General features: G+C 66.6%; 3 protein-coding genes. 1 reads left to right on the forward strand and 2 read right to left on the reverse strand.

The annotated features are described in order from the left end of the window. Positions 1–230: 230 nt before the first annotated feature. Both ettA and DRB06_RS13260 read right to left on the reverse strand, forming a co-directional pair. On the reverse strand, positions 231–1,913 hold the full coding sequence (ettA, locus tag DRB06_RS13255; protein WP_108968183.1) for an energy-dependent translational throttle protein EttA: 1,683 nt from the start codon (positions 1,911–1,913) through the stop codon (positions 231–233). 253 nt (positions 1,914–2,166) lie between these two features. Next, positions 2,167–3,114, reverse strand: a complete 948-nt coding sequence (locus tag DRB06_RS13260) for a CPBP family intramembrane glutamic endopeptidase (protein WP_108968185.1) — start codon at positions 3,112–3,114, stop codon at positions 2,167–2,169. A gap of 144 nt (positions 3,115–3,258) precedes the next feature. Here DRB06_RS13260 and DRB06_RS13265 point away from each other — a divergent pair, with 144 nt between their 5' ends. Continuing rightward, positions 3,259–4,305, forward strand: a complete 1,047-nt coding sequence (locus DRB06_RS13265; RefSeq protein ID WP_108968187.1) for a S66 peptidase family protein — start codon at positions 3,259–3,261, stop codon at positions 4,303–4,305. The last annotated feature ends 156 nt before the right edge of the window (positions 4,306–4,461 follow it).

Here is a 4,461-nt window from a genome sequence, read left to right on the forward strand (position 1 = left end):
TGCGGGGAGACGGAGACGGGCTCAGGCCGCCTTCCCCTTCCCGCGTTATTCCCTCGCGAGCGTCTACTACGAGCTTTTGCACCCTGGTGTGCGGCAAAACGCTGCACACCAGGGTGCAAAACGTCGTAACAGGGCACAAAGTGTCGCATCGGCTCAGTCGCGCGTGTTCGCCCCGCAACCAACGCGACTCCATCGCCTCGCAAGCTCGAGCAAGCTCGGCTTGACTCGGCTCAGTCGCGCGTGAGCTTCCTGTAGGTGACGCGGTGGGGGCGGGCGGCCTCGGCGCCCAGGCGCTGGACCTTGTTCTCCTCATAGGAGGCGAAGTTCCCCTCGAACCAGTACCAGGAGGCCGGGTTCTCCTCGGTGCCCTCCCAGGCCAGGATGTGGGTGGCCACACGGTCCAGGAACCAGCGGTCGTGGGTGATGACCACCGAGCAGCCCGCGAAGTTCAGCAGCGCGTTCTCCAGTGAGGACAGCGTCTCGACGTCGAGGTCGTTGGTCGGCTCGTCCAGCAGGATCAGGTTGCCGCCCTGCTTCAGCGTGAGCGCCAGGTTCAGACGGTTGCGCTCACCACCGGACAGTACCCCGGCCGGCTTCTGCTGGTCGGCGCCCTTGAAGCCGAAGGAGGCCACGTAGGCGCGCGAGGGCATCTCCACCTGGCCGACCTGGATGTAGTCCAGCCCGTCGGAGACGACCTCCCACAGGGTCTTCTTCGGGTCGATTCCGGCGCGGTTCTGGTCCACGTAGGACAGCTTGACCGTCTTGCCGATCTTGAGCTCCCCGCCGTCGAGCGGCTCCAGGCCCACAATCGTCTTGAACAGGGTGGTCTTGCCGACCCCGTTCGGGCCCACGATGCCGACGATGCCGTTGCGCGGCAGCGTGAAGGACAGGTTGTCGATCAGCGTACGACCATCGAAACCCTTCTTGAGGTTGGTGGCCTCCAGAACCTGGTTACCCAGGCGCGGGCCCGGCGGAATCTGAATCTCCTCGAAGTCGAGCTTGCGGGTGCGCTCGGCCTCCGCGGCCATCTCCTCATAGCGGGCCAGACGCGCCTTGGACTTGGCCTGGCGACCGCGCGCGGAGGAGCGCACCCACTCCAGCTCGTCCTTCAGACGCTTGGCGAGCTTGGCGTCCTTCTTGCCCTGGATTTCCAGGCGCTTCTCCTTGGTCTCCAGGTAGGTGGAGTAGTTGCCCTCGTAGGGGTAGAGGTGCCCGCGGTCGACCTCGGCGATCCACTCGGCCACGTGGTCCAGGAAGTACCGGTCGTGGGTGACGGCGATGACGGCGCCCTTGTAGGTCTTCAGGTGCTGCTCGAGCCAGAGCACGGACTCGGCGTCGAGGTGGTTCGTGGGCTCGTCCAGCAGCAGCAGGTCGGGCGCCTCCAGCAGCAGCTTGCACAGGGCGACGCGGCGGCGCTCACCACCGGACAGGTTCTTCACCTCGGCGTCCGGCGGCGGGCAGCGCAGGGCGTCCATCGCCTGCTCCAGCTGCGAGTCGAGGTCCCAGGCATTGGCGGCGTCGAGCTCGTCCTGCAGGGTCCCCATCTCGGCCATGAGCGCGTCGAAGTCGGCGTCGGGGTCGGCCATGGCGGCGGAGATCTCGTTGAACCGGTCGAGCTTGCCCTTGAGCTCGGCCACGCCCTCCTCCACGTTGCCGAGCACGGTCTTGTCCTCGTTCAGCGGCGGCTCCTGCAGCAGGATGCCGACGCTGTAGCCCGGCGACAACCGGGCCTCGCCGTTGGAGGGCTGGTCGATGCCGGCCATGATCTTCAGGATCGAGGACTTGCCGGCACCGTTGGGGCCAACCATGCCGATCTTGGCTCCCGGGAGGAAAGCCATGGTGACATCATCCAGGATGACCTTGTCACCGTGCGCCTTGCGCGCCTTGATCATCTGGTAGATGAATTCAGCCACAGGTCTGATACGCCTTTCAAAAGGGGTTTCTCGGATTCGCTCGTGCCCCGACGACGACGCTCCCCGGCCGCGCCGGGGTGCGGATCGCGTCGTCGGCGCACACCATCACCCAGCCTACGGGAGCCGCGGGCCGACGACGACGGCGCGGGCCAGTGACGCCGTGCACGTGTGCCCGGTCGGGTCGCGGCCCGAAGCACATCAGCCCGGCCGCCCCCATGCACCCGCGACCAGGGACCATGCGGATGACTACCGTTCAGAGATCGCCCGGCCTGATGCTCGCCTGCGCACCTCGGGCCTCAACCGCACCGTACGTGCGACCGGCGCGCGCCTGGTGAAGTAGCAGCACGATCACCCCTGCGACCAACCACAGACAGCCAACGACAATCCAGGTGACTGGCTCGTCAACGGGAACGCCGGTACTCACCGCCAAAAGATTCGACAGGTGAAATCCGCCGTGCGCGCCTACGGCCGCCCAGGTCGAGCCCGAGACCCAGCGTGCCGCCATCGCTGCCGCTCCAAAGCCGAAGGGCATGGCCAGGTAAATGACGCGCTCGCCCCACCCCTCCTGACCGCCCTGAGAGATCAAGTGCATGACGGTGAAGGCGAGTAGCGATATGGCCGCCGCCGTCCGGGTGGAGCCGAGTGAGCGGAACAACCAACCACGCCACACCAGTTCCTCAGGGATCCCCTGCAGGAAGAACCCCAGAGCGATCTGGATCAGGATCGCGGACCACCACGTGTCGCCCGGCATGGCGGGCTCCACTCGGGGGATGCCGAGCGCTTCGCCTACGGCTCCGGCCATCGGCATGATCGCGAAGGCGACGGCGATCATGCCCAGGCACCAGGCCAGTGCACGCGGACTCGGGCGCATTGCCAGATCTGAGAGACGCGCGTGGTCCAGGCGAGTGATCAGCAACCTAGTGCACTGGTAGGCGCACGCCGTCGCCAAGGACATGATCACGAGCACCGCCAGACAAACCACCAGCAACCCTGCGCTGCTCCGGCCGAAGACTTTTCCGTCCAGCAGTGCCTGCACTCCAGGTATGGCCATGATGAGCGTTGGTACCGTGGCGCTCAGCACCATGACCACGATGGCGATCGCCACCCGTGCCGCGGCGCCGCCCGGGCCCGGTCGGCTCGTTCGCGCCTCCAACTTCGGTTCCGTATTGGCTTCCGTCCCGGTGATCTCGCGTGGGCTCATACCGATCACGTTAAGTGGCGCAAGTCACCGACTCCAGGGGCTGCGACGATAACCAGGGACGACACGCCGCGGATTCAGGGACCCGTCAGGGACCTCCCCGAGGGCCTTTCCAGCCCTGTACCCGTCCGGCTATGGTGCGAAGGCATGGATGTATTGACCCGGCCCAGTAAGGCCAAGGCGGGCGACAGGATCGCGGTACTGTCGCCGTCGCTGGCGGTGCCCGCGATCGGCCCCGCAGTGCATGAACAGGCCTTGGAGCGGCTTCAGGCCATAACCGGTCTGGTGCCGGTGGAGTTTCCCACGACCCGTCGTCTCGGAGCCGGCGCACGTGAGCGCGCCGACGATCTGAATGCGGCCTTCTCCGATCCGAGCATTCGCGCGATTATCGCCACCGCGGGCGGTGACGATGAGATGACGGTTCTGCCACTCCTTGACGCCGAGCCCGTACTGAATGACCCCAAGCCGGTGCTCGGCTACTCCGATAACACCAACCTGCACCAGTGGCTGTGGCAGCACGGCGTGTGCAGCTTCCACGGCGGCGCCACCCAGGTTCACCTGGGCCCCGGGCCCGAGGTCGACGCCATTCATAGTGCCTCGCTGCGCGCCGCACTGCTGACGGGTGAGGCTCTGGAAGTCACCGAGCCGGGATACTCGGAGGACTTCGGCAAGGACTGGGCCGATCCGCGAGCACTGCACGAATACGGAGTCCGCGAGCAGACCGAGCCGTGGCTTTGGGACGGGCCTTCCGCAACAGTCAGCGGCCCCGGCTGGGGCGGATGCTTGGAGGTGCTGGTGCTCGGCCTCGCCGCGGGGCGTATCCATGCCGATGCCACTGCCCTTGATGGCTGTGTGCTGATGCTGGAAACCTCTGAGATACTCCCCGGTCGGGAATTGGTCGCGGGCATGCTGCGCTCTCTGGGGGAACGGGGAGTGCTCGAAGCCGTGGCCGCCATCCTGCTAGCCCGACCGCCCGCTTCCAGTCCCCAGACCTCTCCTGACGCCCGGGCGCGTGCGCAGTACCGGCAGGAGCAGGCCCAGGGCGCGCTTGAGGTCATCCGGCACTACAACACGCAGGCACCGGTCTGCATAGGCGTCCCCTTCGGTCATACTCGACCCCAGTGGATCCTCCCCCACGGCGGCACGCTCACCATCGACGCCGCATCCCGGCGCATTATTGCCTCCTACGCTTGACGAGTTTTGCGGGCGGGATCTACCTGATCGCCCTTGTGCGCGGGCCTGCCCGTACCGGCCACCGCCGTAAGTACCACCGCCTCCCAAGTCTCCGCCGACGGTTGACGGTTTACGACCTTGGGGTGCGTTTCACGACCTCCCCGGGGTCGTGAAACG

Origin of the sequence: Actinomyces sp. Z5 (genome assembly GCF_003287795.1) — a bacterium.
In the GTDB taxonomy this organism is placed as follows: Bacteria; Actinomycetota; Actinomycetes; order Actinomycetales; family Actinomycetaceae; genus Actinomyces; species Actinomyces glycerinitolerans.

Excerpts from the sequence above, each read along its gene's own strand:
- DRB06_RS13265 (WP_108968187.1), top strand. The coding sequence starts at position 3,259 with ATGGATGTATTGACCCGGCCCAGTAAGGCCAAGGCGGGCGACAGGATC.
- DRB06_RS13260 (WP_108968185.1), bottom strand. The coding sequence starts at position 3,114 with ATGAGCCCACGCGAGATCACCGGGACGGAAGCCAATACGGAACCGAAG.